General features: G+C 66.4%; 27 protein-coding genes and 1 pseudogene. 20 read left to right on the top strand and 8 right to left on the bottom strand.

The genetic code is table 11. The features are described 5' to 3' along the window. The 4 genes and pseudogenes from QZ609_RS11295 to QZ609_RS11280 all read right to left on the bottom strand — a co-directional run. Nucleotides 1-700, bottom strand: a pseudogene (locus QZ609_RS11295) (penicillin-binding protein 2); the annotation flags it as partial. A 22-nt stretch (nucleotides 701-722) separates the two neighbouring features. Continuing rightward, nucleotides 723-1235, bottom strand: a complete 513-nt coding sequence (gene mreD / locus QZ609_RS11290; RefSeq protein WP_295494308.1) for a rod shape-determining protein MreD — start codon at nucleotides 1233-1235, stop codon at nucleotides 723-725. A 12-nt stretch (nucleotides 1236-1247) separates the two neighbouring features. After that, a complete protein-coding gene (gene mreC / locus QZ609_RS11285; protein ID WP_295494307.1) occupies nucleotides 1248-2288 on the bottom strand; it encodes a rod shape-determining protein MreC in 1041 nt (346 codons plus the stop codon). A gap of 208 nt (nucleotides 2289-2496) precedes the next feature. Further along, nucleotides 2497-3540 carry a rod shape-determining protein gene (locus tag QZ609_RS11280; RefSeq protein ID WP_045785428.1) on the bottom strand — a complete coding sequence of 348 codons (1044 nt, stop codon included), beginning with the start codon at nucleotides 3538-3540 and terminating at the stop codon, nucleotides 2497-2499. Between the two features lie 502 nt (nucleotides 3541-4042). On the opposite strand from QZ609_RS11280, the gene gatC reads away from it, so the two are divergent. The 13 genes from gatC to QZ609_RS11215 all read left to right on the top strand — a co-directional run bounded on the left by gatC (nucleotide 4043) and on the right by QZ609_RS11215 (nucleotide 16929). After that, nucleotides 4043-4342, top strand: coding sequence for an Asp-tRNA(Asn)/Glu-tRNA(Gln) amidotransferase subunit GatC (gene gatC / locus QZ609_RS11275; protein ID WP_295494300.1), 300 nt, complete (start codon nucleotides 4043-4045; stop codon nucleotides 4340-4342). 92 nt (nucleotides 4343-4434) lie between these two features. Next, nucleotides 4435-5934, top strand: a complete 1500-nt coding sequence (gene gatA, locus QZ609_RS11270; RefSeq protein ID WP_295494298.1) for an Asp-tRNA(Asn)/Glu-tRNA(Gln) amidotransferase subunit GatA — start codon at nucleotides 4435-4437, stop codon at nucleotides 5932-5934. A 41-nt stretch (nucleotides 5935-5975) separates the two neighbouring features. After that, a complete protein-coding gene (locus tag QZ609_RS11265; RefSeq protein ID WP_295494297.1) occupies nucleotides 5976-6482 on the top strand; it encodes a hypothetical protein in 507 nt (168 codons plus the stop codon). Beyond that, nucleotides 6482-7456, top strand: coding sequence for a dienelactone hydrolase family protein (locus QZ609_RS11260; RefSeq protein ID WP_295494296.1), 975 nt, complete (start codon nucleotides 6482-6484; stop codon nucleotides 7454-7456). Before QZ609_RS11265 ends, QZ609_RS11260 begins: the two co-directional genes overlap by 1 nt. 81 nt (nucleotides 7457-7537) lie before the next feature. Beyond that, nucleotides 7538-9004 (top strand): Asp-tRNA(Asn)/Glu-tRNA(Gln) amidotransferase subunit GatB, encoded by a 1467-nt coding sequence (gatB, locus tag QZ609_RS11255; RefSeq protein ID WP_295494294.1) that lies wholly within the window; start codon nucleotides 7538-7540, stop codon nucleotides 9002-9004. An 8-nt stretch (nucleotides 9005-9012) separates the two neighbouring features. After that, the gene (locus QZ609_RS11250) at nucleotides 9013-9702 is read left to right on the top strand and encodes a DUF484 family protein (protein ID WP_295494292.1); all 690 of its coding nucleotides are present in this window, start codon (nucleotides 9013-9015) and stop codon (nucleotides 9700-9702) included. Between the two features lie 13 nt (nucleotides 9703-9715). Then, on the top strand, nucleotides 9716-10741 hold the full coding sequence (gene xerC, locus QZ609_RS11245; RefSeq protein ID WP_295494290.1) for a tyrosine recombinase XerC: 1026 nt from the start codon (nucleotides 9716-9718) through the stop codon (nucleotides 10739-10741). 47 nt (nucleotides 10742-10788) lie between these two features. Next, nucleotides 10789-11982, top strand: a complete 1194-nt coding sequence (locus tag QZ609_RS11240; RefSeq protein ID WP_295494288.1) for a class I SAM-dependent rRNA methyltransferase — start codon at nucleotides 10789-10791, stop codon at nucleotides 11980-11982. Between the two features lie 79 nt (nucleotides 11983-12061). Then, nucleotides 12062-12580: a metal-dependent hydrolase gene (locus QZ609_RS11235; protein WP_295494286.1), complete on the top strand. Its 519-nt coding sequence runs from the start codon at nucleotides 12062-12064 to the stop codon at nucleotides 12578-12580. Nucleotides 12581-12717: 137 nt separating this feature from the next. Further along, on the top strand, nucleotides 12718-14244 hold the full coding sequence (locus QZ609_RS11230) for an FAD-binding oxidoreductase (protein ID WP_295494285.1): 1527 nt from the start codon (nucleotides 12718-12720) through the stop codon (nucleotides 14242-14244). 11 nt (nucleotides 14245-14255) lie between these two features. Further along, complete coding sequence (locus tag QZ609_RS11225; RefSeq protein WP_295494284.1) at nucleotides 14256-15500, top strand: lactonase family protein; 1245 nt, start codon at nucleotides 14256-14258, stop codon at nucleotides 15498-15500. Between the two features lie 302 nt (nucleotides 15501-15802). Next, entirely contained in the window at nucleotides 15803-16105 is a 303-nt protein-coding gene (locus tag QZ609_RS11220) for a hypothetical protein (RefSeq protein WP_295494282.1), read from the top strand. A gap of 194 nt (nucleotides 16106-16299) precedes the next feature. Further along, entirely contained in the window at nucleotides 16300-16929 is a 630-nt protein-coding gene (locus QZ609_RS11215) for a hypothetical protein (protein ID WP_295494280.1), read from the top strand. Between the two features lie 57 nt (nucleotides 16930-16986). Here the strand turns inward: QZ609_RS11215 and QZ609_RS11210 are convergent, their stop codons facing one another. The 4 genes from QZ609_RS11210 to QZ609_RS11195 are packed head-to-tail and all read right to left on the bottom strand — an operon-like array spanning nucleotide 16987 to nucleotide 19104. Next, nucleotides 16987-17379 carry a hypothetical protein gene (locus tag QZ609_RS11210; protein WP_295494279.1) on the bottom strand — a complete coding sequence of 131 codons (393 nt, stop codon included), beginning with the start codon at nucleotides 17377-17379 and terminating at the stop codon, nucleotides 16987-16989. Nucleotides 17380-17387: 8 nt separating this feature from the next. Next, entirely contained in the window at nucleotides 17388-17798 is a 411-nt protein-coding gene (locus QZ609_RS11205) for a hypothetical protein (RefSeq protein ID WP_295494277.1), read from the bottom strand. Beyond that, entirely contained in the window at nucleotides 17786-18577 is a 792-nt protein-coding gene (locus QZ609_RS11200; RefSeq protein ID WP_295494275.1) for a polymorphic toxin type 44 domain-containing protein, read from the bottom strand. Before QZ609_RS11200 ends, QZ609_RS11205 begins: the two co-directional genes overlap by 13 nt. Next, nucleotides 18574-19104, bottom strand: a complete 531-nt coding sequence (locus QZ609_RS11195) for a PAAR domain-containing protein (RefSeq protein WP_295494273.1) — start codon at nucleotides 19102-19104, stop codon at nucleotides 18574-18576. Before QZ609_RS11195 ends, QZ609_RS11200 begins: the two co-directional genes overlap by 4 nt. 147 nt (nucleotides 19105-19251) lie before the next feature. On the opposite strand from QZ609_RS11195, the gene QZ609_RS11190 reads away from it, so the two are divergent. From QZ609_RS11190 to hslU, 7 genes are all read left to right on the top strand, one after another. Further along, on the top strand, nucleotides 19252-19791 hold the full coding sequence (locus QZ609_RS11190) for a Fur family transcriptional regulator (RefSeq protein WP_295494271.1): 540 nt from the start codon (nucleotides 19252-19254) through the stop codon (nucleotides 19789-19791). Next, complete coding sequence (locus tag QZ609_RS11185) at nucleotides 19779-20864, top strand: GTP-binding protein (RefSeq protein WP_295494270.1); 1086 nt, start codon at nucleotides 19779-19781, stop codon at nucleotides 20862-20864. Before QZ609_RS11190 ends, QZ609_RS11185 begins: the two co-directional genes overlap by 13 nt. 169 nt (nucleotides 20865-21033) lie before the next feature. Next, nucleotides 21034-21705 (top strand): RNA polymerase-binding protein DksA, encoded by a 672-nt coding sequence (dksA, locus tag QZ609_RS11180; protein ID WP_295494268.1) that lies wholly within the window; start codon nucleotides 21034-21036, stop codon nucleotides 21703-21705. A 73-nt stretch (nucleotides 21706-21778) separates the two neighbouring features. Further along, nucleotides 21779-23083 (top strand): zinc metallochaperone GTPase ZigA, encoded by a 1305-nt coding sequence (gene zigA, locus QZ609_RS11175; RefSeq protein WP_295494266.1) that lies wholly within the window; start codon nucleotides 21779-21781, stop codon nucleotides 23081-23083. Between the two features lie 98 nt (nucleotides 23084-23181). Then, a complete protein-coding gene (locus QZ609_RS11170) occupies nucleotides 23182-24774 on the top strand; it encodes an ABC transporter substrate-binding protein (protein WP_295494265.1) in 1593 nt (530 codons plus the stop codon). Nucleotides 24775-24921: 147 nt separating this feature from the next. Beyond that, a complete protein-coding gene (gene hslV, locus QZ609_RS11165) occupies nucleotides 24922-25458 on the top strand; it encodes an ATP-dependent protease subunit HslV (protein WP_295494263.1) in 537 nt (178 codons plus the stop codon). A gap of 32 nt (nucleotides 25459-25490) precedes the next feature. Continuing rightward, nucleotides 25491-26822 (top strand): ATP-dependent protease ATPase subunit HslU, encoded by a 1332-nt coding sequence (hslU, locus tag QZ609_RS11160; protein WP_295494261.1) that lies wholly within the window; start codon nucleotides 25491-25493, stop codon nucleotides 26820-26822. The last annotated feature ends 67 nt before the right edge of the window (nucleotides 26823-26889 follow it).

Here is a 26889-nt window from a genome sequence, read left to right as displayed (position 1 = left end):
TCAGGCCGTGCAGCTCGGTCTCGTAGCTCTGCTCGATGCCGACCTTGCCGATGTATTCGGTGCCGTTGTAGTTCTCGGCATCCTTGCGCGGGTCGTAGGTGACGTTGGGTTGGCTGTTGGCCTCGCTCGTGTCGTCGATGCGCTCGAGGTCGCGCTCGGAGATGCGGCCGATATAGCCGATCACGTGCGATGCGGTTTCCTTGAGCGGGTACTGGCGGAACAGCCGCGCGTGCACGTCCACGCCCGGAAAGCGGAAACGCTGCGCCGAGAAGCGCGCGACCTCCTGGTCGGTCAGCTGGCTGCGGATCGGCAGGCTCTCGAAGCTGCGCGATTCTTCCATCAGCCGCTTGAAGCGGCGGCGGTCGCGCGACTGGATGTCGACCACCTGGGCGAGCTGGTCGATGGTGTTGTCCAGCGTGTCGGTCAGCTTGGACGGCGTGATCTCCAGCGTGTACGCCGAGTAGTTGCGCGCCAGCACCACGCCATTGCGGTCCATGATGATGCCGCGGTTAGGCTCGATCGGCCCCACCGAGATGCGGTTGTCCTCGGCCTTGGCCGCATACTGCTCGTGCTTGACCGACTGCAACCAGAAGAAGCGCACCAGCAGCAGGCCGAAGCACACCAGCACGAACAGCGCGGCGGCCGCCAGCCGCACGCGAAAGCGCGACAGCTCCTGTTCGACGTTGCGGATTTCGGTCATGCCTGACGATCAGCGTGGCGCATCAGATCGGACGCGTCTCGTCGACGTGTTCCGGACGGCGCTGCGGGGCCAGCAGGATGGCGTTGGCGAACGGCCACAGCGCCGCTTCGATCAGCGGCGGCAGCACCACCTGCCAGTTGGGCAGGTGCGCGCCCATCAGCAGGCGGATCACGATCGGCACGGCGTGCGCCAGCACCAGCAACGGCAGCACGTGCAGCGCCTGCGACAGCACCGAGAACCACAGCACGCGCCGGTGGATGGTGATCGCAAAGTACGACAGCAGCGTGTAGGCCATCGCGTGCTCGCCCAGCAGACGCGCCTCGTGCACGTCCATCAGCAGGCCCAGCAGGAAGGCCACCACCATGCCGACGCGACGCGGCTGGTGGATGTTCCAGAACACCAGCACCAGCGCCACCATGTCCGGCACCCACTGGACATGGCCCCACGGCAGCAGGTTGAACAGGAACGCCGCGATGAAGCTGAAGGCGATGAAGCCCGGGTTGACCGGGCGCAGCAGGTATTGGGGCGAGTTCATTGTCGTCGCCTCCTAGCGTTTCGGCGCCGGATCGGTATCCAGCGGATTGCCGTCGGCGTCGGTCGGGCGCGGCGGCGGGGTGTTCTCGTCGGCGGCCGGCGCGGGCAGGTTGGCCTCGGCGGCGGCGCGCGCGGCGCGCTCCTTCTCTTCGCGCGCCTCGCGCGCGGCGTTCTTGCCCTTGGGTGCGGGCGGCGGCGCGAGGTCAGTCGGCGGCGGGAAGCCGGAGTCGTACTTGACGATCAGCAGGTGCCGGTTACTGCGGATGCCCGCCACCGGCTCGCAGACCACGCGCGAGAATGCGGTATCGGCCTTGCGTTCGATCTGTGCGATGCGCGCCACCGGCAGGCCAGCCGGGTAGACGCCATCCAGGCCCGAAGTCACCAGCAGGTCGCCCTGTTGCAGATCGGCCGAAGCCGCCATGAAACGCAGGTCCAGCGCGCCCGGGCGTGCGCCACCGAAGGCCACGCTGCGGATGCCGTTACGCACCACCTCCACCGGGATCGCCTGGTCCTTGTCGGTCAGCAACGTCACCTGCGACTCGAACAGCGATGCGCGCGTCACCTGCCCGACCACGCCGCGGTCGTCGATGACGGGGTAACCGGCGCGCACGCCGTCCTTGGTGCCGCGGTCGATGACGATGCGCTGGGTGTAGGGGTCGCGCGCCTCGTAGAGGACTTCCGCCGCCACCGTCGGCACCACGGCATGCTGCTTCAGGTTCAGCAGCGTGCGCAGGTTGCGGTTCTCCGCTTCGAGTTGGCTGGCGCGCAGCGACTGCTGGGCCTGGGCCACGGCCGATTCGCGCAGGTTGCGGTTATCGGTGGCGAGCGCGGTGGACGACTGCGTGTATTCCAACAACGCGCGCGCCGTATCGCGCGGGATCAGCACCACGCGCTCGATCGGGTACAGCACCACCGACACGACCTGGCGGACCACGCCGAGCACTGACAGGCGTGCGTCGATCACCAGCAGCGCCAGCGCGAGCATGACCAGGGCAACCAGCCGCGCAGTCGCGGACGGGCCCTGCTTGAAGAGGGGCGGCGGGGAGTAATTCATAACCCGGACGCTTCAGATGGGCACGGCAGACGTTCGATCGGCCTACCAGCTACAGATTGGGGAGGGCGTCGGTGCGGTGCCGGGGCCCGGGTGGGCGGAGCACGGCGCACCGGCGCAGGACGCATCTCAGCGGCCCGCGAAAGCCGCTGGCGCCGAGGGAGCCGCAGCGTGTGCGAACAGCGACAGATGAGCGTGGCGCATGATCCCGTTATTCGTACGAGAAGATGCTGCCGAGCTTGTCCATGCGCTCCAGCGCCATGCCGGAGCCACGCACCACGCAGGTCAGCGGGTCTTCGGCCACCAGCACCGGCAGGCCGGTCTCTTCGGCCAGCAGGCGGTCCAGGTCGCGCAGCAGCGCGCCGCCGCCGGTGAGCATCATGCCGCGCTCGGCGATGTCGGCGCCCAGTTCCGGCGGGGTCTGTTCCAGCGCGATCTTCACCGACGACACGATCTGGTTGAGCGGGTCGGTCAGCGCTTCCAGGATTTCGTTGGACGACACCGTGAAGGCACGCGGAATGCCTTCCGACAGGTTGCGGCCCTTCACTTCCATCTCGCGCACTTCGGAGCCCGGGAAGGCCGAGCCGATTTCCTTCTTGATGGCCTCGGCGGTCTGCTCGCCGATCAGCATGCCGTAGTTGCGGCGGATGTAGTTGACGATGGCCTCGTCGAACTTGTCGCCGCCCACGCGCACGCTGCCCTTGTAGACCATGCCGCCCAGCGAGATGATGCCCACCTCGGTGGTGCCGCCGCCGATGTCCACCACCATCGAGCCCGACGGCTCCGACACCGGCAGGCCGGCGCCGATCGCGGCGGCCATCGGCTCTTCGATCAGGTACACCTGGCTGGCACCGGCGCCCAGCGCCGATTCACGGATGGCGCGGCGCTCGACCTGGGTCGAACCGCACGGCACGCAGATGATGATGCGCGGGCTCGGGCGCAGCAGCTTGCTGTCGTGCACCATCTTGATGAACTGCTTGAGCATCTGCTCGGTGACGGTGAAGTCGGCAATCACGCCGTCCTTCATCGGGCGGATGGCTTCAATATTGCCCGGCACCTTGCCCAGCATCTGTTTGGCTTCCTTGCCGACCGCCTGGATGGTCTTCTTGGCGCTCGGGCCGCCTTCCTGGCGGATGGCGACCACCGACGGCTCGTCAAGGACGATGCCCTTGTCGCGGACGTAAATGAGGGTGTTGGCGGTGCCGAGGTCGATCGCGAGATCGTTGGAGAAGTAGCTGCGCAAAAAGCCGAACATCGATGAATCCTGTTTTCTAGTCATGGGCCGCCCAGCAGCGAGACCACGGCGCAACGGCTGCACCGATGCGCGGACGTCGCATGGCGTGCCATGCGGTCCGATCCTGCTGCTGCGCTCCCCGGGAATGTGTCGCGGGTCCCGTGGTGGTCGGTGGCCGGGGCGGCGCACCGGGCTGAAACCCCCGACGCTGCCCAAACCTGCCGATCGCGAGCCGCCCTGAATCGGGCTGGCCCCAAGGAACCTTTGATTAAGTGTCGCCAAGCTACGCCGGCACCGCCACCGGGCGCAGCACCCGGGCACTTAATCAGAGGGTCCGTGACCGCACAAAGACGCCTGCTGACTTAGAAATTTAGTCGGCAATCATACCTTATAATTCGGGCGTTTCGCGGGCATTTGGCTCCAAATTTGCGGGGATTCGACCCAACTCGCGCGCACCGCGCGCGGCGTTGCCGCCCCTTCGCGCATTCGGCGCGCCCGCCGCTGCACTCAACCACACGCTCCGATGGCACTCGAACTCTCCGACGTCAAACGCATCGCCCATCTCGCCCGCATTGAAGTGTCCGATGGCGAAGCGGCGCAAACCCTGACCCAGCTGAACCAGTTCTTCTCGCTGGTCGAGCAGATGCAGGCCGTGGACACCACCGGCATCGAGCCGATGGCGCACCCGATCGAACAGGTCCAGGCCCAGGCACAACGCCTGCGTGACGATGCCGTGACCGAAGCCGACCGCCGCGCCGACTACCAGCAGTGCGCCCCGGCCACCGAGGCCGGCCTGTACCTCGTGCCCAAAGTGATCGAGTAAATCGTGTCAACGGCGGGCGCCATCGCGCCTGACTTGACTGCACCCCACTTGACGTCGCCGGCCGCTGCCGGCCACCCATCCGACCGTATTCGATGACCGCATCCACGATCAAAGCCCTGTCCGCCCAACTTGCCGCCAAGGAGGTTTCGGCGGTGGAACTGGCGCGCCACTACCTGTCGCGCATCGAGGCCGGGGCCGACCTCAACGCCTTCACCCACGTCGACGCCGAACTGACGCTCGCCCAGGCGCAGGCCGCCGACGCGCGCATCGCCGCCGGCAACGCGAGCCCGCTGACCGGCGTGCCGATCGCGCACAAGGACGTCTTCGTCACGCGCGGCTGGCGCGCCACGGCCGGCTCCAAGATGCTCGCCGACTACGTGAGCCCGTTCGACGCCACCGTGGTCGAGCGCCTCGGCGCCGCCGGCATGGTGACGCTGGGCAAGACCAACATGGACGAATTCGCGATGGGTTCGTCCAACGAGAACTCGGCCTTCGGCCCGGTCAAGAACCCGTGGAACATCGCGCACGTGCCGGGCGGCTCGTCGGGCGGTTCGGCGGCGGCGGTGGCGGCCGATCTGGCGCCGGCTGCCACGGGCACGGACACCGGCGGCTCGATCCGCCAGCCGGCGTCGTTCTCGGGCATCACCGGCATCAAGCCGACGTATGGCCGCGTGTCGCGCTACGGCATGATCGCCTTCGCCTCGTCGCTGGACCAGGGCGGCCCGATGGCCCGCACCGCCGAGGATTGCGCGCTGCTGCTCTCCGCCATGGCCGGCTTCGACCCGCGCGATTCGACCAGCCTGGAACCGGGCCGCGGCGGCGACGTGGAAGACTTCAGCCGCCTGCTCGGCCAGCCGCTGCAGGGCGCGGCGGGTGGTACCGATCGGGCCCGCCCGCTGGCCGGCCTGCGCATCGGCCTGCCCAAGGAATACTTTGGCGAAGGCCTGGCCGACGACGTGCGCGCCACCGTGCGCGCCGCGCTGGCCGAACTGGAAACGCTCGGCGCCACACTGGTCGACATCAGCTTGCCCAAGACCGAGCTGTCGATCCCCACGTATTACGTGATCGCCCCGGCCGAGGCCTCGTCCAACCTGTCGCGCTTTGACGGCGTGCGCTACGGCCACCGCGCGGCCGAGTACCGCGATCTGGCCGACATGTACCGCAAGTCCCGCGCCGAAGGCTTCGGCTGGGAGGTCAAGCGCCGCATCCTGGTCGGCGCCTACGTGCTGTCGCACGGCTACTACGACGCCTACTACCTGCAAGCGCAGAAGATTCGCCGCATCATCGCGCAGGATTTCCAGAATGCGTTCGGCCAGTGCGACGTGATCATGGGCCCGGTGGCGCCGACGGTTGCGTGGAAATTGGGCGAGAAGACCGACGATCCGCTGCAGATGTACCTGGCTGACATCTTCACGCTGTCGACCAGCCTGGCCGGCCTGCCGGGCATGAGCGTGCCGGCCGGTTTTGGCGCAAACGGTCTCCCGGTTGGCTTGCAGATCATTGGCAACTATTTTGAAGAGGCACGCATGCTGCAGATCGCGCATGCGTTCCAGCAGGCCACCGACTGGCACACGCGCCAGCCGGCAGCCTGAGCGGAGTCGGGCGGCACAACAGGGATGGCGGGGAGGCGATCATGGCATGGCACATGATGGGCAAGAGCGGGGTGGTGGCGTTGTTCGCCGTGATGCTGGCCGGCTGCAGCGCGATTCCGCTGCCGTCGCTGCCTTCGCTGCCGTCCTTGCCGATCATCGGCCGGCCGAGCGCGCCCTCCGCGCCGATCGCCGACCGCCGTATCGACCTGGCCGGCAACTGCAGCCAGACCGAGGAAGACGGCTTCCGCGAACAGGCCGTGCTCACGATCGAAGACAACCGCGTCAACACCCTGCAGTGGGAGCTGTGGGTGGGCCGCCGCGGCTCGTGCCGGTTCGATCTGGCGGCCTTCGAGCAGACCAAGCGCCGCCCGAGCATCGAGCTGCGCGAGCGCAACGGCAGCGGCTGCATGCTGATGGTGTGGCAGGACCCGCGCCGCGTCACGCTGGAGCACGCCCACTGCGAAGCGCACTGCACGCCCGGCATCTATGAGAGCGCGTGGCCGGTGATGTTCGATCCCAAGACGGGCCTGTGTGCCCGCAACGGTTGATGACGGGTCGGCGCGCGTTCTGGCGCGACGCACTCGTCACGTTGCTGGCGGCGTGGGGGCTGTCCGCGGCTGCCCAGCCGACGCCGGATGCGGAAGGCGCGCTGCCCGACATGCCGGCCGCGCATGCGCCGTCGGCGGCGGAACTGGGCGTGCAAACGGTGCAGATTCCGCGCGCCGTCATGCACGACGCCGAAGATGCACCGCAGACGCTCACGGCCTACTGGATTGCCCCGGCGGGCAAGGCGCCTGCGGCAGGCGCACCAGTGGTAGTGGCGCTGCATGGCTGCGGCGGCCTGTACACGCCGGCCGGCGCCAACGCCAATGCGCTGGGCGAGCGCTATCGCGGTTACGCGCAGTGGCTCGGCGCGCGCGGCTATGCGGTGGTGCTGCCCGATAGCTTCGGCCCGCGTGGCAAGCCGCACGGCATCTGCACGGAGGCGTTTGCCGGACGCAACATCAACGCTGCCGTCCGGCGCGTGGACATCCTGGCGACGCTGCGCTGGATCGCCGCGCAGCCGGGGCTGGACGCGCACCACATCGTGCTGCTGGGCTGGTCCAACGGCGCGCAGGCGGTGCTGGAAACGGTGGACGCCAGCCGCGCCTGGCCCGCCGACACGCCGGCGGTGGACCGCGCGGTGGCGTTCTATCCGGGCTGTGCCGCCGCCCTGCAGCGCGCCACGTACCAATTGAACGCGCCGTTGCTGCTGCTGGCCGGCGGCAACGACGACTGGACGCCGGCCGACCGCTGCCAAGCGCTGCAGACTGCCGTGCTGGCGCGCCAGCCGCAGGCGCGCTTCGAGCTGGACATGTTCGGCGGGGCCTATCATGGCTTCGACGGCACGGCGCCGCTCAAGCAGCGCAGCGGCATCCCGAACGGCAGGCGTCACGGCACGGTCACAGTCGGCGGCGATCCGGCGGCGCGCGAAGCGGCCTTCACGCGGCTGGCGGCCTGGCTGGATAATCCGCACCCGTAAGCCGCACGACGCACGACTGCACACGACGCATCAAGAACACCTAGACATTCACACCACAACAATCGACAGGACACACGCAACATGCAATGGGAAGTGGTGATCGGCCTCGAGACGCACACGCAGCTCTCCACGGCCTCGAAGATTTTCTCCGGCGCCTCCACCGCGTTTGGCGCGGCGCCCAACACGCAGGCCGCGCCGGTTGACCTGGCGCTGCCGGGCGTGCTGCCGGTGCTGAACAAGGGCGCCGTCGAGCGCGCCATCGTGTTCGGCCTGGCCATCGGCGCCAAGATCGCGCCCAAGAGCATCTTCGCGCGCAAGAATTACTTCTACCCGGATCTGCCCAAGGGCTACCAGATCAGCCAGTACGAGATCCCGGTGGTGCAGGGCGGCACGCTGACCATCCACGTGGAAGGCAAGAATGGGCAGCCCGGTTACGAGAAGACGGTGCAACTCACGCGCGCCCACCTGGAAGAAGACGCCGGCAAATCGCTGCACGAAGACTTTGCCGGCATGACCGGCATCGACCTGAACCGCGCCGGCACGCCGCTGCTGGAGATCGTGACCGAGCCCGACATGCGCAGCGCGGCCGAAGCCGTGGCGTATGCCAAGGCGCTGCACGCGCTGGTGATGTGGCTGGGCATCTGCGACGGCAACATGCAGGAAGGCAGCTTCCGCTGCGATGTGAACGTCTCCGTGCGCCGGGGCCCGGACGCGCCGTACGGCACGCGTTGCGAGATCAAGAACCTGAACTCGTTCCGCTTCATCGAAGAGGCCATCAATTGCGAAGTCCGCCGCCAGATCGAACTGATCGAGGACGGCGGCACCGTGGTGCAGGAAACCCGCCTGTATGACCCGGACCGCAAGGAAACGCAACCGATGCGCAGCAAGGAAGACGCGCAGGATTACCGCTACTTCCCCGATCCTGACCTGCTGCCGCTCGTCATCGGCGCGGACTGGGTGGACGCCGTGCGCGCCACGCTGCCCGAGTTGCCGGCCGCGATGGCCGCGCGCTTTGAGTCGGCCTACGGCCTGCCGAAGTACGACGCCAGCATCCTGACGGCCACCAAGGCCACCGCCGCGTACTTCGAAGCCGTGGTCGCCGAGGCCGGCGCCGCCAACGCGAAGGCTGCCGCCAACTGGATCATGGGCGAAGTCGCCTCGAACCTGAACCGCGCCGATCTGACGATCGATGCCTCGCCCGTGTCGCCCGCGCACCTGGCAAAGCTGCTCGCGCGCATTGCCGACGGCACGATCTCGAACAACACCGCCAAGAAGGACGTGTTCCCCGCCATGTGGGCCGGCGAGCACGGTGGTGACGCCGACGCGATCATCGCCGAGAAGGGCTTGAAGCAGATGTCCGACTCCGGCGAGCTGGAGAAGATCATCGACGAGGTGCTGGCGGCCAACGCCAAGTCGGTCGAGGAATTCCGCGCGGGCAAGGAGAAGGCCTTCAACGCGCTGGTCGGCCAGGCCATGAAGGCCACGCGCGGCAAGGGCAACCCCGCACAAGTGAACGAACTGCTGAAGAAGAAACTGGGCGCAGCCTGATGAGCAATATGAACGCACAAGACGTCGCCAACTACCTGCAGGCGCACCCGGCCTTCTTTGAAGAGCACGCCGAGCTGCTGGCCGCCATCCAGCTGACCAGCCCGCACAGCCACCGCGCGGTGTCGCTGCAGGAGCGCCAGATGGAAATCCTGCGCGACAAGCACAAGCACCTCGAACTCAAGCTGTCGGACCTGATGCGCCACGGCAACGAGAACGACCGCACGCAGCAGCGCGTGCACGCGTGGACGACGCGCCTGCTGGGCGAGGCCGATACGCATGCACTGCCGTATGCCGTGCAGGATGGCCTGCGCGAGATCTTCGACGTGCCGGCCGTGGCGCTGCGCGTGTGGCAGGTGGGCGAAGAATTCGCGCACCTGGAAGTGGCGCAAGGCGTGAGCGAAGAAGTCCGCCTGTTCGCCACCGGCTTGCGTGCACCATATTGCGGCGCCAATGCGGGCTTCGAGGCCGGCGGCTGGCTGGATGCGGCGGATGCCGGTAGCGAGCTGATCCAGTCGCTCGCCATGGTCACGCTGCGCGCGCCGGTGCGAGGCGATGTGGACCCGACCACCGCCCCGGCCTTCGGCCTGCTGGTGCTGGGCTCGCCCGATGCGCGCCGCTTCCACGACGGCATGGGCACGACCTACCTCGCGCAGATCGGCGAGCTGGCCGCGGCCACGCTCAACCGCCTGCGCGACTGAGCGCACGCTGCGCATGCCGCAATCTGCCTCCCACGCGGGTCACGACGATGCGAGCGACGCCCCGGCGCCGCCGCATCCGCATCCGCATCCGCATCCGCATCCGCAGATTGCGGCTTACCTCGACGCGCTGAAGTTCGAGCGGCAGCTCTCGCCGCACACGCTGGAGAGCTACGGCCGCGAGCTGGCCGTGCTGCAGCGCCTGGGCACACAGCTCGCCGCCGGTACCGACCTCACGCAGCTCCAGGTTCACCACATCCGCCGCATGATGGCGCAGCTGCACGGCGGCGGCCTGTCGGGCCGCAGCATTGCGCGGGCGCTGTCGGCGTGGCGCGGCTGGTACAAGTGGCTGGCGCTGCGCGAAGCGACCGTCACCGCCAACCCGGTCGACGGCGTGCGCGCGCCCAAGAGCCCGAAGAAACTGCCGAAGGCGCTGTCCGTCGAGCAGGCCGTCGCGCTGATGGAGCAACTGCCCGGCGACGATGCCGAGACCATCTGCGACCGCGCCGTCAACGAGCTGTTCTATTCGTGCGGGCTGCGGCTGTCGGAGCTGGTCAGCCTGGACCTGCGCCACGTGAAGGCCGGCGCGTACGAGTCGGCCAGTTGGCTGGACCTGGACGCACGCGAGGTGATGGTGCTCGGCAAGGGCAGCAAGCGCCGCACGGTGCCGGTGGGCAGCAAGGCCGCCGAGGCGATTGCCGCGTGGCTGGCGGTGCGTCCGCAACTGGCCAGACCCGACGCCGCGCCGGAAGATGCGCATGCGCTCTTCCTCTCGCCGCGCGGCAAACGGCTCGCGCAGCGGCAGATCCAGACGCGCATGAAGCAGAACGCCATCGCGGCAGGCGTGCCGGCCGACGTGCATCCGCACGTGCTGCGGCACTCGTTCGCCACGCACATGCTGCAATCGTCCGGCGACCTGCGCGCGGTGCAGGAGCTGCTCGGGCACGCCAGCATCGCCAGCACGCAGGTTTATACTTCGCTCGATTTTCAGCACCTGGCCAAGATCTACGATCAGGCTCATCCGCGCGCGAAGAAGAAGTAGCGCGCTGCCGCGTGGCCCGTTCCGCCCGGCATCTCCATCCCAGTCGTATGCAAACCCTGATTCTCAAAGCCGGCAAGGAGCGCTCGCTGCTGCGCCGGCACCCGTGGATTTTCGCCAACGCCATCGACCGCGTGGAAGGCCGCCCGGCGTCGGGCGCCACCTTTGTCGTGCGCGCGCACAGTGGCCAGTTCCTGGCGCGCGCCGCGTTCAGCCCGGTCTCGCAGATCCGCGCCCGCGTGTGGAGCTTTGACGAGGCCGAGCCCATCGACCACGCCTTCTTCAAGCGCCGCATCGCCGCCGCAACAGCCTATCGACGCGATTGGGTGCGCGACACCGACGCCGTGCGCCTCATCATGGGCGAGGCCGACGGCCTGCCCGGCCTGATCGTCGATCAATACGGCACCGGTGAAACCGGCCAGCTCGTCTGCCAATTCAGCGCCGCCGGCGTCGAGCACTGGAAGGAGGCGATCGTCGCCGCGCTGGTCAAGGAGACCGGCTGCCCGAACGTGTACGAACGCTCCGACGTGAGCGTGCGCGAGCGCGAAGGCCTGGAGCAGGTGACCGGCGTGCTGGCCGGCGCCGAACCGCCCGCCGATCTGTCTGCCACCGAGCACGGCGTGCGCTACTACGTGGACGTGCGCGAGGGCCACAAGACCGGCTTCTATGTCGACCAGCGCGACAACCGTGCGCTCGTCGGCGCGCTCGCCAAAGACCGCGACGTGCTCAACTGCTTCTGCTACACCGGCGGCTTCTCGCTGGCGGCGCTCAAGGGCGGGGCGCGCTCGGTGGTGTCGATCGACTCGTCGGGCGAGGCGCTGGCCGTGGCCGAGCGCAATGTCACGCTCAATGGCTTCGATGCCGCACGCACCGAGTGGCTAGATGCGGACGTCTTCAAATCGCTGCGCAACTTCCGCGCGGAAGGGCGTCAGTTCGACCTGATCGTGCTGGACCCGCCCAAGTTTGCGGCATCCGCCCAGCAGGTGGACCGCGCCGCGCGCGCGTACAAGGAGATCAACCTGGTCGGCCTGCAACTGCTGCGGCCGGGCGGGCTGCTGTTCACGTACTCGTGCTCGGGCGCCATCGACGCAGACCTGTTCCAGAAGATCATCGCGGGCGCGGCGGCCGATGCGAAGGTGACGGCGCGCATCCAGCGCCGGCTGGCGGCGGGCGTGGATCACCCGCTGCTGACGAGCTTCCCGGAAGGCGAATACCTCAAGGGGCTGCTGCTGCAAGTCGGCTAGCAATTTGTCGCAATTTTTGGCTTGCCCCGGCGGGCCACCATTGCGAAGATGCGACCCCTTCGTTTTCCGCATCACGCTGATGGCATCCCATGCTGCCCATCATGCGACGGGTTGGGCGGCGGGTCTGATCGCCGCCGCCCTCGTCGCACAGGCAACCCACTCCTCCCCCGCGCACCTGGGTTGCATCCTCGCCTTTTGCGCGGCGATTGCCGGTGGCACTGCGCCTGACTGGATGGAGGTCGCGTGGTGGAGCCGCGCGCGACGGCTCTGGATCACGCACCGTACCGCGACCCACTGGGGCGTCGGCTGGGTTGCCGCACTTGTTCTGTCTTATCAAGCGCTGAGGCACGGCCACCCGTGGGCGCCACCGCTGTTCGGCTTTGCCTGTGGCGGGCTGATGCACCTGCTGGCCGATTGGCCGAACCCGCTGGGTGTGCCGTGGATCTGGCAGCGCCACTCACTGAACTGGTGGAAGAGCGGGCGTTGCGACCTGATCGTGGTGGTCTTGGCATGGGCTGCGGCCTGTTGGGTGGCGAGGCCACTGTGGGTGGGCGCGACAACACACGGGATGGCCTGGCTCGCCCATCAACTGCGATGAGCGTGCCCCGGCACGCCGATCGCGCCTGATGGCATTGGGGGCAACGAGCGACTAAGTTGGAACCGGCGGACGTAGCGCGTCCGCCGCCAACTTTGTTTGCGCAACGCGTGCGCAAACGCCTTCAACGGGGGTCGTCGATGACGCTGGATGTGACACGCCAGGACCCTCGCTACAACACGCTCAAGCACGGCTTCAACCTGCGCTGGCCCAGCACGGAAGCCCAGGCCGCGGGCCGCATTGCCCTGTGCGAGAAAGCCGAAGACGTGGCGGCCGCCATCCAGCGCATCATCAACACAGGCCAGCGCCCGACGGTGCGCAGCGGCGGGCATTGCTACGAGGATTTCGTCTCCAACAACCCCGACGGCACGATCGTCGACCTGAGCCTGCTGGCCACGCCCGAGGTACGCGCCGACGGCGCGGTGCGCATTCCCGCCGGCACGCAAAACTGGAACGGCTATCTGGAGCTGTACAAGCACCACAACGTGACGCTGCCGGGCGGCTCGTGCTACTCGGTGGGCGCGGGCGGGCATATCTGCGGCGGCGGGTATGGGCTGCTGTCGCGGCTGCAGGGGCTGACGGTGGATTGGTTGTCCGCCGTGGATATCGTCACCGTCGATCAACAAGGCAAGGCCGCGCTGCGCACCGTCGATGCAACGCACGACCCCGATCTGTTTCGCGCGTGCCGGGGCGCGGGCGGCGGCACCTTCGGCGTCATCACCAACTACACCTTCGCCAAGCTGCCCGAGGCGCCACGCGAGGTGGCGCTCGCCACCGTGGCCTTCGACTGGGCCACCATGACACCCGAGCGCTTTGCCGAACTGCTGCGCATCTACGGCGAGTACTGGGACACGCGCGGCAAGCAGCCCGACACCTGGGGCATGTTCTCGCTGCTCAAGCTCACGCACAAATCGGCCGGGCAGATCGTGCTGCTCACGCAGTTCTGCAACCCGGATGGCACGTGCCGCGACCTCTCCGTCCTCAACGATTTTCTGGAACGCTTCCAGGCCTGCGCGCCCACGGTGGTCAAGGGCCACCCGCCCGGCTACGGCCCCGCGCACAAGCCGGGCCTGGGGCAGCTGCTCTGCTCCAAGCCGCATACCGTCGTGCAGTACGACTGGCTGACCGCCACGCAAGACCTGAACGGCTCGGGCGCCAACCAGCGCGGCAAGTACAAGTCCGCCTACATGAAGCGCGGCTTCGCGGCGCGCGAGGCGCAGCGCATCTACACGCACCTCACGCGCACCATGCCGGGTGTGGACCTGAGCCAATCGCTGCTGCAGGTCGACTCGTACGGCGGCGCCGTCAACAAGCCCGAGCGCATCGCCGATACGGCCGTGCCGCAGCGCGCGTCGATCATGAAGCTGCAGTACCAGACCTACTGGACCTCCGCAGCGGATGACGCCGGCCACCTGCGCTGGATCAACGACTTCTACCGCGATGTCTACGGCGCCCCCGACGTGCCCGCCCCGCACAGCGGCACGCCCTACCCCGGCGACCGCTACGAGGGCTGCTACATCAACTACCCCGACGTCGACATGCTGGCCTACCCGTTCTGGCCGCAGCTCTACTACGGCGACGGCGACCTGGTTGCGTTCCTGCAGCGCGTCAAGCGCCGGTATGATCCGAACAACATCTTCCACCACGCGATGTCCGTGCGTGTGTGAGGAGCGATCCCATGACTAACCGCCTTCGCCGAACCTTCATGCAGTGGACCGGTAGCCTGCCCTTGCTGGGCGCTCTTTCTGTTTCGAAACTCGCGCAAGCCCAAAGCAGCGAGCAACCTGCCGCTTCGGGTACGCAGCCTGCCGACGCCGCGCGTCCGCCGCGCTTCGCCTACGTCGGCACCTACACGTTCAACGCGCCGGGTGGCACCGCCGGCGGCCCGCCCGCACGCGGCATCTACGTGCTCGCCCCGCGCGGCGATGCGTGGACGCAGGTGCAGGTGGTCGAAAGCGCCAACCCGTCGTTCCTGGCGGTGCACCCGAACCAGCGCTTCCTGTACGCCATCAACGAGATCGACGTCTACGAAGGCCGCCCGACCGGCACCGCCGAGGCCTATGCCATCCACCCGCAGGACGGCAAGCTGACGCTGCTCAACCGCCAGCCGCTGTCGTTGTCGGGCACGATTCCGGCACATGTGGCGGTGTCGCCGGATGGGCATCATCTCGCGGTCTCTCTGTACGGCGGTGGCGCGTACAACGTGCTGCCGATCGAGGCGGACGGCAAGCTCGGCGCCGTGTCCGGCATCTTCAAGGACACCGGCACCGGCCCCACCCCCGAACAGGAAGCGCCGCACGCGCACATGATGCTGTTCGACGCAGCGGGCAAGCACGTGCTCGGCACCGACCTGGGCACCGACCGCATCAACGTGTTCGCCATCGACGGCGGCAAGCTGGCCCCGCGTGACCGCGCGCAGCTCAAGCCCGGCAGCGGCCCGCGCCATCTGGCGCTGCATCCGTCGGGCACGACGCTCTACGTCATCAACGAGCTGGACGGCACCGTCGCGGCGCATGGCTATGACGCGGCCACCGGTCGCGTGCTGGAAGAGCGCCAGCGCATCTCCACCACGCCCGCCGACTACACCGGCCAGAAGAGCGGTGCCGCGCTGATGTTGCATCCGTCCGGCCGCTTCCTGTATGCGACCAACCGGCGGCTGAAGTCCGACCACCCGCTGGCCGACAGTGTGGCGGCGTTCAGCATCGATGCGTCGGGCAAGCTCACGCCGCTGCAGTACTGGAGCGAGGGCCTGCGCTTCCCGCGCGCGTTGACGATGGCGGCGGATGGCAGCCACCTCTACGCGCTCAGCCAGAAGGGCGACACGATCCTGCGGCTGCGCATCGACCCGCAGACCGGCAAGCTGGATCAGCCGGTGGTGGTCGCGAAGGTGCCGACGCCGGTGTGTCTGGTGTTTGCGGCGTAGGCGCAGTCTGAAAACGGCGCCGGTCTGGTCTCTGCGGCAACCGGCACACGTATAAGTGGCCCGCTGCCGCGTCGCGGTGGCCGGGCGTCGAAACCCGAAGTGTTTACGAAAGAACGCCAACGCATATCGCATCCGCGATATGCGTTGTGTCCGCACGCGCCTATTGCGGCGGGCCGGACGGGGACACCCTTCGGGTGTGCCGGTTTTTTGGCTTCTTTCAACCGGTTTTCGACCCCCGTCGTCGGGCCCGCCGCCCTCACGTCGAAATGAGCAGTGGGCTCTCAACTTTGAAAGAGGTTGTTATGCCATCGACTCATCGCGGGCATCGCCCCGCGTCATACCCTTCCGCTCTTCCCAAGCTGTACGAAGCCGGTGCCCAGGCCTTGCGGCGCTTTCTCCAGCAAACGCAGAAAACGGTCTACAGGAACCGCGAGTTCCATCCGGCGCTACTGCGTGAGCAGATCGACTACGATGTCGGCCTGTTGCCGCTGGACTATCGCGCGGGGTTCATGGATGCGCTCGGCGCCTACGTACTGCTGACCCTGGAGGGCTGTCAGCTGGATCCGCAAGACTGGGATGTTCTGGCCGCGGTGAAGCAGCAATAACGATAAGAACATCTGGACGCTTTCCCCGCGCGGGTCCGGGAATCCTTTGCGAAAAGTCAGCGATTGCCGCAGCAAAATCAGACGCCACCGATAACGAATTGGCAGCGAAGCACCTACCGTGTGAGGTTTCGCAGAGACTGCACATGGGAGGTGGTTATGGCGATGTTCTTCGCTGCCTTGCTTTGGAGCCTCAAATGAAGCGGCTCGCTGCACTGCTTGCTTTTGTCGTGGCGGGGCTTCTTGTCGGATGCCTGGCCACCCGCCTCCTGATTGTCTTCATACCAGTCTGCGGATACGACTGCGAGAACGAGGTACTCGGCCGATTCTTCCTGGCAACTGGAAGCTGCCTGATCGCGTTTCCGCTCACGGGGTACCTGTTCACACGTGGCCCTCGGCTGACCCTCCGCCGGGTGGTCACCGTAATGATCGTTCTGGCGCTCACTGCCTTTTGCGCGGCGAGCTGTGTCTATGTCATGGAGTTGCGCGAGCACTATGTGGCGGCTGAAGCGGCGCGGCCCGTCCGGCCCGATTTCGACTGCATGCACATGTCGATAGCGACACGCGATGTGCCGGCCTATGTCCAAGCCCCCGACGGCATAGGCAAAACGCCAGTGGTCATTCCCCAGTGGCAACGTTGCGTGATCGGCGGCGCTACGTGTGACAGCAAACCGAGGCAGGGCGCCATGCACTGCAAGGTCGGCAGGGTCTACGTCAACGAGCGCGATTGGCCGGCGTTCAAGCTGATTCCTCAGGAGAACCTGATGGGGGCGGAGCCGATGAAATCGATGCGGCTGTGTGCGCCTGGGAATATTTGGGAGGAGTAGGGTGCGGCCGGAGCCTGGACCTTGGTGGCGCGAGGCTTCACGCCCGCGTTGAGCGCATCACCCCGCCTCCACCGTGTCGTTTTTCGGCGCCGAGAAACGATCGAAGAAGCCGTGCCGGATGACGGTCCGTTCGATCTTCGTGTCCGCGCTGATGTAGACATCAACACGGCTGAAGGGCGGCTCCAGCGTGACGCCATCACGGCTAGCGAAGGGAAGACTCAAATAGGTTCTTGAGCCTTCCGTTGGAAACATCGGGGTATAGAGCTTCAGCGTTTCTCCAGGATTTAAATGGTCCTTCGTAATGTCATTCCGCTCGTCAAAGAAGTACGTCACTGGCTCGGTGGCGTTGGGCGCGTAGTGCAACACGACCACGGGTCGGCAGAATAGCAAGGCGAGGCTGAATGGAATCCAGGCGACCATCACACAGCGGAGTGCCATCCGCGTTGTCATGGAGCACCTCATTCAGCCGCCCAGTCGGACTTCGGTGCGGAGAATCGATCAAAGAAGCCGTGCCGGATGACGGTTCGTTCGATCTTCGTGTCTGCATTGATGTAGACGTCAACGCGACTGAAGGGCAGCTTCAGCGTGACGCTATCGCGGCTCGAAAAGGGAAGACTTACGTCGATCCACGATTCGGAATCCGGAAACATGTCCGTGAAGTACCTCGCAGCCGCCCCGGGATCAATGCGCTTCTTGGATATCCAATTGTTATCATCGTAGAAGTAGACCACCGGCTCTTTGGCCCGAGCGTCGTAGTGCAGCACCACGACGGGTGAACAGAAGTACCAGAAGGCACACCACAGGGCGATCGCAAGAACCACGGCCTTGCAGATCCATCGACTGCCGAAAGCCCAATTTACCTTGCGCATGCATGTAGCCTCTTTGCCTCGGCCTCTCCCTTGCCCCACGGAAGCGGGACAGCGGATATCCTTCCCAGCAACGCGCTCACCGATAGCTTGTTCGGCTTGATCTCTGAATAGAGATCAACACCCAGCTTGATTGAGATGTGATCGGGAATATCGTCGGCGCTTGCGGGCCACGCTCCATTTTCTGGGTGATGTTGAATTTCGAGTCGTCCGTCATTGCGCAGGCTCTTGTAGCTGTCATAGGCGGCTTGCGCCAAGCCGGCACCGTTGATCAGTTCCGCAGCGCTGAACCCAACTGCGACACCAACGTAGCCGTAGTGGATATTCGACCAGATGTCGTAGTAGTAATCGTACTGACCGTACTTGTGCCATGGTCTGAATGGCTGGCCGCTCTCCTGAATCATCTTCACTATCCGCCACTTGTGATCCCACCACCGCCCTGGGGCCACACGCTCAGCCCACCATGCATAGGCAGCTGACTTATGCCCAGCAGCCAGCCCCATGAAATCCGGCGCCGGCCCCAATCGGGCATACCAAGGCTGTGCACGCCATTGGCGCATCTCCAAATCAACGTCATAGCTGTTGGCTCGCGTGATTCTGGGTCCCTCCGGCGTGTAGGGATTGTTCTGCATCTCAAACACGATGAACTCCGCAATCGGTATGGCGTCGTTCGGATCGTCGCAGACATGAACCGGCTTGACTGTCCGGTCGTTGGTCGGAGTGGTGTGTAGCTCCGCCACCAGCCGCATCGGCTTGCCATTAGCACCGAGAATCTTGCTCATTCCGCAGCCTCGACGTAGATGCGGACCCGGGTTGCCTCCATCGCTTTGCGCAGCAGATGCGTATGGCCTTGTGCGTCGGTCGTTCCTCGCTCGACCCTACCGTCGGCATGCTCGATGGCATAGCCAACATTGGCCAGCGGGCGGCCGGACGTCCCCCGCAGGACATAGCGGTCATCAAACTGTTCGGGCACCGGAGCCACCACCTCCTTCCGCCCAAACCCCATCGCCACCAAATCCTCAGCAGAAAACCTCTGAAACATGATCTCCTGCGACGCAACCGTTCTCGGCGGCGGACTGCACTTGCAGATACACAGATCGCCTTCCAGTGCCGCGTGCTGGCCGCCGATGTTGTCCGGCCGGTGCGGCCCGTCCGGAGCGATATAGCCGTACGACTTGCACGCCGGGCAGTACACCCGCGCGCCGAGAAACGCGATCGGCGTGCCCTGATGCTTCATCAGCGGCATCCCCTCCTGAATGACGCCCTTTGCTGTCGTCAGGTCTCCCTGCTTGACGTAACGCCTTCGCATGTCCCGCTCCTTCCGTCGATGACGATGAAGCGAACGACCATAGCGAGGATCGCGAGCGGGAAATGTCATAGGTTGTGCCGGGCGCAACGCAAGACTGCAGTTGCAACTCAATTGCAGCAACCCGCGCGCCGTAGGTACAATCCCCGGATGACCACCCCGGCCCCACGCGACGATCTCGCCACACCGCACCCCGATTCGCCCGAAACGGCGGCCCGCGCACGCCTGCGCGGCCTGGGCAGCCGTGTGACCGAACCGCGCGTGCGCGTGCTGGCGGCGCTCATGCAGGGCGCCGACCCACTCTCGCACCAGGCCGTCTGCGACGCGCTGCCGGCCGACGCCGGCATCGACCGCGTAACGGTCTACCGCGTGCTCGACTGGCTGGTGGCCGGCGGCATCGTCCACAAGACGGCCGGTGCCGATCGCGTCTTCCGCTTCAGCCTGGCCGAGCACGACGCCGCGCGCGAGGCGGCGCACCGCTCTCACAGCCACTTCCACTGCACACAGTGCGGGCGCGACTTCTGCCTGGAAATGGCCGAGCCGCCCGCCATGCCGACATCCGCCCTGCCCGCCGGCTTCGCCGCCGACCACGCCGAACTCACCATCAAGGGCTGCTGCGCCGATTGCGCCGGTTGCGCCAATCCCGCCGCCGCCCATCACCAGACAGGAAACGCACCATGTCCAAAATGATCCCGGTCACCATCCTGACGGGCTTCCTCGGCAGCGGGAAAACCACGCTGCTCAAGCGCATCCTGACCGAGCGGCACGGCATGAAGATCGCCGTGATCGAAAACGAGTTCGGCGAGGAGAACATCGACAACGACATCCTCGTGCAGGACGGCAACGAGCAGATCGTGCAAATGAGCAACGGCTGCATCTGCTGCACCATCCGCGGTGACCTGGTGGCCGGCCTGGCCGACCTGCTCACGCGCCGCGACAAGGGCGAGATCGCCTTCGACCGCGTCGTCATCGAGACCACCGGCGTGGCCAACCCGGGCCCGGTCGCGCAGACCTTCTTCATGGACGACGAGATCGCCAGCCGCTACCTGCTGGATGCCGTCATCACGCTGGTCGACGCCAAGCACGGCAACGTCCAGCTCGACAAGCAGGAAGAGGCGCAGCGCCAGGTGGGCTTTGCCGACGCCATCTTCATTACCAAGAGCGACCTGGTCTCGGCCGAGGACGTGGACGCCCTGCGCCACCGCCTGCTGCACATGAACCCGCGCGCCCCGATCCGCACCGCCAACTTTGGCGACACGCCGATCGACACGATTTTCGACCTGCGCGGCTTCAACCTGAACGCCAAGCTGGAGATCGACCCCGACTTCCTGCGCGAGGACGATCATGATCACAACCACGATCATGACCACGCCTGCTCGGCCGACTGCGACCACGACCATGGTGACCATGACCACGGTCACGGGCATGGTCACGGCCACCACCATCACCACGGCCACGCGCACCATACTGACCGCATCGCCTCGTTCGTCTTCCGCAGCGAACGCCCGTTCAACTACACCAAGCTGGAGGAATTCCTCTCCGGCGTGCTGAACATCTACGGCGAGAAATTGCTGCGCTACAAGGGCGTGCTCTATATGGAAGGCGTCGACCGCAAGGTGGTGTTCCAGGGCGTCCACCAGCTCATGGGCAGCGACGTGGGCGGCAAGTGGGACGGCGAAGTGCCCTCCAACCGCATGGTCTTCATCGGCGTGGACCTGCCGCGCGACACCATCCTGAAAGGATTGGAGAACTGCCTGGCCTGATCCGGCCGCTTTTCCCCTCCTTTTTGGTGGCCCCGCCCGGCGCTTTCAGGCAGAATCCGGGCCGGATTTTCTGTCCGCGTTTCTCCGATAGTTCGGGTAAGATCGTTCAGCTACAATAAGTCGATTCAGTGCACGTCGTCCGAGGCACGTCCGGCAGGAGGAGCAGGCGATGGTGACCAAGATCAAGGAAGGGCGCGGCGCCAACGGCGGTGCCGGACAGTCCGACACGGAGACGGCTGCGGCCCAGGCTGCACCAGCCACCCGAACAAAAGCGGCAGGGGGCGCCGCTGCGGGCAAGGCAACAGGAGGCGCGCGGGGCGGCAAGTCCGCCGCCAGCCAGAACGAGTCCGGCGCATCCCCGCGCAAGGACGACGCGACAGCCGACTCGGCGCGCGATTTACCAGGATCATCAGCAGCAACCATGAGCAGCAAGAAACTACTCACCGAAGCCGAAATCCTGAAGATGGGCGACAAGGATTACATGAACGAGGCGCAACTCGCCTTCTTCAAACATCGGCTCGAACATATGAAGGACGACATTCTGAAGAATGCCGGCGAGACCACCGAGAACCTGCGCGAAACCGTGATGGTGCCGGACCCGGCCGACCGTGCCACGATCGAGGAAGAGCACGCGCTGGAACTGCGCACGCGCGACCGTGAGCGCAAGCTGCTCAAGAAGGTCGAGCAGTCGATCGCCCGCATCGACGCCGGTGACTATGGCTACTGCGATGAAACCGGCGAGCCGATCGGCGTGCCTCGCCTGATCGCCCGCCCCACCGCCAACCTGTCGCTGGAGGCGCAGGAGCGCCGCGAAAAGCGCCAGAAGTTGATGGGTGACTGACGCCGCGCGCGTCGCATCTGTTTGAATCTGCAGCCCGGCCATCCCGGGCTGTTTGTTTTGTAGGCCACCGATCATGTCCCGTCCGCTTCCCGTCACCGTGCTGTCCGGCTTCCTCGGCGCCGGCAAGACCACGCTGCTCAACCACGTGCTCGCCAACCGCGAGGGCAAGCGCGTGGCCGTGATCGTCAACGACCTGTCGGACGTCAATATCGACGCGCAGCTCGTGGGCGACGGCACTGCCGGCAGCACGCAACTGTCGCGCACGAATGAGCGCATGGTGGAGCTGTCCAACGGCTGCATCTGCTGCACGCTGCGCGAAGACCTGCTCGACGAGATCGCGCAACTGGCGCGCGAAGACCGCTTCGACTACCTGCTGATCGAATCGACCGGCGTGGCCGAGCCGCTGCCGATCGCCGAGACCTTCACGTTTGAGGACGCTGAGGGCCAGGTGCTGTCCGACCTCGCGCGCCTGGACACCATGGTGACGGTGGTCGACGCCCAGCACTTCCTCGCCGACTACGACGCCGCCGATTTCCTGGCCGACCGCGGCCAGGCCCGCGACGAAGATGACGACCGCACCGTGGTCGACCTGCTGATCGAACAGGTCGAGTTCTGCGATGTGCTCGTGCTCAACAAGATCGACCTCGTGAGCGACGCCGAGCGCGAGCGCCTGGCCGGCATCCTGCATTCGCTGAACCCGCGCGCGCGCATCGTGCCGGCGTCGTTCGGCAAGGTACCGCTCGACGAGATCCTCAGCACCCACCGCTTCGATTTCGACGCCGCCGCTGCCGCGCCCGCATGGCTGGCCGAACTGCGCGGCGAGCACGTGCCCGAGACCGAAGCGCTCGGCATCCACAGCTTCGTCTATCGCCGCCGCCGCCCGTTCCACCCGCAGCGCCTGTGGGACCTGATGCACACCGAATGGCTGCGCGAGCACGGCCGTATGCTGCGCTCCAAGGGCTATTTCTGGCTGGCGCCGCGCATGGAGGTGGCCGGGAGCTGGGGCCAGGCCGGCGGCGTGATGCGCCACGGCGGCGCCGGCGCCTGGTGGGCCGCCGTGGATGCCGCCGAGTGGCCGGACGAGGACGAAGCCCGCGCCGACATCGTCGACAAGATGCATGACCAGGGCGCGCCCGCACCGTGGGGCGACCGCCGCCAGGAGCTGGTCTTCATCGGCACCGACCTGGACGAAGCTGCGCTCGTCGCCCAACTCGACGCCTGCTTGCTGACCGACACCGAATTCGCCGCCGGCCCCGATGCCTGGGCCAAGCTGCCCGACCCGTTCCCCGACTGGGGCTTCGACGATGACCACGGCGAAGGCGAAGAGGATGACGACCACGAGCACGGCGATGACTGCGATTGCGGCCACCACCACTGAATCCTGACGCACCCTGCTTCACCGACATTGACACCGGCATCGGCCGGTCCCGACAATCCCCGAACGTTTCGTTCTCTTAACGCTTTCGGGGAGTCGTCATGCCGGTCCTGCGTCTACTGCGCGCTGCGCGTCTCGTCGCTGCGCTGTCCCTTGCCACGGCGCTCGCGCCCGTTGCGGCCCATGCCCAGCCACCGTCCACGCTGGTGATCGGCCTCTCCGGCGACATCACCTCGCTGGACCCGCACTTCCACAACGTCACGCCCAACTCGAATGTGGCCGAGCACATGTTCGAGACGCTGATCGCCAAGGACGACAAGATGCGCCTGAAGCCGGGCCTGGCGGTGTCGTGGAAGGCCGTGAGCGACACGCTGTGGGAGATCAAGCTGCGCCCCGGCGTGCACTTTCATGACGGCAGCGAATTCACCTCCGCCGACGTCGTCTATTCGCTGGCGCGGCCGGCCACCATCAAGAACAGCCCGTCGCCGTTCACCATCTACACGCGCGGCTTCAAGGAGGTGACGGCGGTCGACAAGCTGACCGTGCGCATCACCACCAACGGCCCATACCCGCTGGTGCCGAACGATCTGTCGACCCTCGACATGGTCTCGAAAAAGGCCGCCGAGAAAGCCGGACCGGAGGATTTCAACAACGGCCGCGCGCTGATCGGCACCGGGCCGTACAAGTTCGTCTCCTTCGCCAAGGGCGACCGCGTGGAGCTGGCGCGCTTCGACGGCTACTGGGGCAAGAAACCGCAGTGGGACCACGTCACGCTGCGCATCCTCACCGCCGACGCACCGCGCGTGGCGGCCTTGCTGGCCGGCGACGTGCAGGTCATCGAGAACGTGCCGACCTCCGACGTCAAGCGGCTGGCGACCGATTCGTCGGTCTCGCTGTTCAAGATGCCGGTGTTCCGCATGATGTACCTGCACATGGACTCGGCGCGCGACGCCTCGCCCTTCGTGACCGACCGGGCCGGCCGGCCGCTGGCGAAGAACCCGTTCAAGGACGTGCGCGTGCGCCAGGCGATCTCGCTGGCGATCTCGCGCCAGGCCATCGTCGACCGCGTGATGGAGGGCTCGGCCGAGCCGACCGGCCAACTCGTCAACAGCGCGCTGTTTGGCCACGTGCCCGGCCTGAAAGCGCCGACCGCCGATGTGGCTGCCGCCAAGAAGCTGCTGGCCGAAGCCGGCTACCCCGATGGCTTTGGCGTGACGCTGCACGCCACCAACAACCGCTACGTGAACGACGACCGCGTCGCGCAGGTGGTCGCGGCGATGCTCTCGCGCGTGGGCATCGCCACCAAGGTCGAGGCGATGCCGTCGGCGACATTCTTCACGCGCGCCAACAAGCTGGAGTTCTCGTTCCTGCTGGCGGGCTGGGGCGCGGACACCGGCGAGGCCAGCTCCAGCCTGAAGGCGCTGCTGGCCACCTATGACCCGGCGCGCGGCTGGGGCGCGTCCAATCGTGGCCGCTATTCCAACCCGGCGCTGGACGCCAAGCTGGCCGAAGCGCTGCAGACCATCGACGACGCCAAGCGCGACAAGCTGCTGCAGGACGCCACCGAGATCGGCATGCGCGAAGCGGGCGTGATTCCGCTGTACTTCAATATCAACGTGTGGGCGGCCCGCAAGGGCTATACGGTGGCGCCGCGCCTGGATGAGCGCACCTACGCCTTCGACGTGACGCATTAGCCGGGCACAAAGCGGTGCACGGCGCACAAACAATGTGCAGCGCATCGGAAATGAGGCTTGAAATCCTGGGGGCTGGCGTCAACTATGAAACTCTTTGACCGGCCCGCAGGGGGCCGGCAACCAGGCTGGACCCCAAGGAACAAGCGCATGGAACAGTATCACGGCACTACCATCGTCAGCGTGCGGCGCGGCAATCAGGTCGCGCTCGGCGGCGACGGCCAGGTCACCCTGGGCAACATCGTGATGAAGGGCACCGCGCGCAAGGTGCGCACCGTCTACGATGGCAAGGTACTGGTCGGCTTTGCCGGCGCCACCGCCGATGCCTTCTCGCTGCTCGACCGCTTCGAAGCCAAGCTGCAGAAGCACCAGGGCCACCTGCTGCGCTCGGCCGTCGACCTTGCCAAGGACTGGCGCACCGACCGCGCGCTGCGCCACCTGGAGGCGATGCTGATCGTCGCCGACCGTGAAACCACCCTGGTCATCACCGGCAACGGCGACGTGCTCGACCCGGAAGGCGGCATCGCCGCGATCGGCTCGGGCGGCGCCTATGCCCAGTCGGCCGCCAAGGCGCTGATGGAGAACACCGACCTTAGCCCCCGCGACGTGGTGGAAAAATCGCTGCGCATCGCCGGCGAACTCTGCATCTACACCAACACCAATTTCGTGATCGAGACGCTGGAATAAGCGCGCTCGACTCCACAGGAATCAGGATTCCCATGTCCCAGACCATGACGCCGTCGGAAATCGTCTCCGAACTCGACAAGCACATCATCGGCCAGCAGAAGGCCAAGAAGGCCGTGGCGGTGGCGCTGCGCAACCGGTGGCGCCGCCAGCAGGTGGGCGAGCCGCTGCGCGGCGAGATCACGCCCAAGAACATCCTGATGATCGGCCCGACCGGCGTGGGCAAGACCGAGATCGCCCGCCGCCTGGCCAAGCTGGCCGATGCGCCCTTCATCAAGATCGAGGCGACCAAGTTCACTGAGGTCGGCTACGTCGGCCGCGACGTCGACACCATCGTGCGCGACCTGGCCGAGATGGCCATCAAGCAGACGCGCGAATCCGAGATGAAGAAAGTGCGCGTCAAAGCCGAAGACGCGGCCGAGGACCGCCTGCTCGACGTGCTGCTCCCGCCGCCGCGCGACATCGGTTTCTCGCAGCCGGAAGAGAAGGATTCCAACACGCGCCAGACCTTCCGCAAGAAGCTGCGCGAAGGCCAGCTCGACGACAAGGAGATCGAACTCGAAGTCGCGGCCGGCATGCCGAGCATGGACATCATGGGCCCGCCGGGCATGGAAGACATGACCGAGCAGATCCGCTCGATGTTCGCGGGCCTGGGCCAGGGCAAGAAGCATCACCGCAAGATGAAGGTGCGGGACGCCTTCAAGCTGCTGGTCGATGAAGAGGCCGCCAAGCTCGTCAACGAAGAGGAGCTCAAGCACAAGGCGATCGCCAACGTCGAGCAGAACGGCATCGTGTTCCTGGATGAGATCGACAAGATCGCCAGCCGCAGCGAATACGGCGGCGGCGAGGTGTCGCGCCAGGGCGTGCAGCGCGACCTGCTGCCGCTGGTGGAAGGCACCACCGTCAGCACCAAGTACGGGATGATCAAGACCGACCACATCCTGTTCATCGCCTCGGGCGCGTTCCACCTGTCCAAGCCGAGCGATCTGATTCCGGAGCTGCAGGGCCGCTTCCCGATCCGCGTGGAGCTGGACTCGCTGTCGGTGGACGACTTCCAGGCCATCCTCACGCAGACCGACGCGAGCCTGACCAAGCAATACCAGGCGCTGCTGAAGACCGAGGACGTCGACCTCGTGTTTGCCGACGACGGCATCCGCCGCCTCGCCGAGATCGCCTGCTCGGTCAACGAGAAGGTCGAGAACATCGGCGCGCGCCGCCTGTACACGGTGATGGAGCGCCTGCTCGAAGACCTGTCGTTCCATGCGCACAAGTCGTCGGGCGAGACGGTGACGATCGACGCAGCCTACGTCGATGAACGCCTGAACGAGCTGTCGGGCAACGAAGACCTCTCGCGCTACGTGCTGTAATAACCTGCTCACGATCCTACTGCGCGGCCCGATCTTGGCCCTGCGATGCTCGCCGTACCCATGTACG

It is taken from the genome of uncultured Ralstonia sp., from assembly GCA_913056305.1.
GTDB lineage: Bacteria > Pseudomonadota > Gammaproteobacteria > Burkholderiales > Burkholderiaceae > Ralstonia.
This window is presented reverse-complemented; position numbering and strand designations above follow the sequence as displayed.